This is a genomic window from Bifidobacterium sp. LH_419, assembly GCF_056356955.1.
In genome coordinates this window covers 1-1,331 of record NZ_JBKEVG010000033.1, presented here as the reverse complement: position 1 = coordinate 1,331, position 1,331 = coordinate 1, and the positions used below count along the sequence as shown (strand labels likewise).

The 1,331-nt window shown below is 65.7% G+C and carries 1 protein-coding gene; it reads right to left on the bottom strand.

What is annotated here, in order from left to right; all coding sequences use genetic code 11:
• Positions 1 to 279 precede the first annotated feature (279 nt).
• Positions 280 to 1,188, bottom strand: coding sequence for a response regulator (locus tag AC1AYX_RS10390; protein WP_476503410.1), 909 nt, complete (start codon positions 1,186 to 1,188; stop codon positions 280 to 282).
• Positions 1,189 to 1,331 lie beyond the last annotated feature (143 nt).

The following is a 1,331-nucleotide window of genomic DNA, read 5'->3' as shown; positions in this document are numbered from 1 at the left end:
CAACAATCAGCAGACCGTAAACCATGCCCCAGGACACCCGTCAGGCATGCCCCAGGACATGACGTCAACCATGCCCCGAGACATACGTCAACTATCCGCTGAAACTAGACAGTATCCCAACAGGGGTATCCCGGGGATATACGGTCTGAAATCGCCCTCGGCGCCCGGAATATCCCCATCCGAGTACCCCTCGTAACGCAGATGGCCTTTCACGAAGCGGCGAAAGTACCCCTTCTAGCGAAGAAACATGCAACCGACGTCGAAGAGCAGCCATGACCACTACCGTCGACCGATTTGGTGCAGCCAGGTCACCACGGCCTGGGTGAGGGTGGCGGCGCCGAGCTTGCGGCGTGCGCGCAGCGAATGTGTGCGCACGCTCGCCGGGGTGATGTCGAGCCGGTCGGCGATCTCGTTCTGCGTCAGTCCGTCCGCCGACATCGCCAACACCTGCGATTCCTGAAAGCTCAGCCGCGATGTGGCCGATACTCCGGCAGCATCGGCCACATCGACACCGGCACCGGCAGATCGAGCGGCCTGTGCAAGCAGCCGCCGCCGAGCCTCCTCCGGCGGCAGGAACCGCGCGGCGTCATCAGCCTCGTCCGGGTTATCAGCAATCCCACCGCCGGAGCCGATGCCGGTATCGGGGGCCCCGACTCCGGCTCCTATCCCGCCATTGCCGGGTTTGCCTCCGATACTGTTACCATTCCGGCGACGACCGCCATCATCCGCGGAGCCGCCACTCCGATGCCCGTCGGCGCTACTGGGACCACCGGCGTCAACGCCTTCTCTCCGCGGCGTCGGCACGGCGAACACGCGCCCGGCGCGGGCGAGCCGGATGGCCCGTTCCAGCCACGGGTAGTCGGCCTTGCCGACGATGCCCTGCGCACCGGCGCGCGCGGCGTCGCGCCGGTAGCGTTCGGGTGGGTACGCAGTGATGACGAGCATCGCGCATTCCCCGTTGCCGGCGCGCAGCCGACGGCACACCTCCGTGCCGAGGTCGTCGCCGAGTTCCGCGTCGACGAGCAGCACATCCGGCCATCGTTCGTCCTCAAGGCAATTGACGATGGCCTGCCGCCCCGACGACGCGGTCCAGATGACGTGGAAGTCGTCGTTGCGTTCCAGCAGCGCGGCGAGCGCCTTCACGGTGATGACGTCGTTGTCGACGATCCCGACGGTGATGACGCTCATTCCCGAGCCTCCCCATCTATCCCGGCCCCCTCGGCCTGAACTGCGCCCCGATTGCTGGACGTGGTTTATTAAGGGTACCTGATCAGGCTGTGGGGGACATGTTCCGGAATTCCTCCGGGGTGTGTCCCCCGAGTCGTTTCTGG

Bases quoted from the DNA above. Each gene is read 5' to 3' on its own strand.
- AC1AYX_RS10390 (WP_476503410.1), bottom strand. From the start codon at position 1,188: ATGAGCGTCATCACCGTCGGGATCGTCGACAACGACGTCATCACCGTG.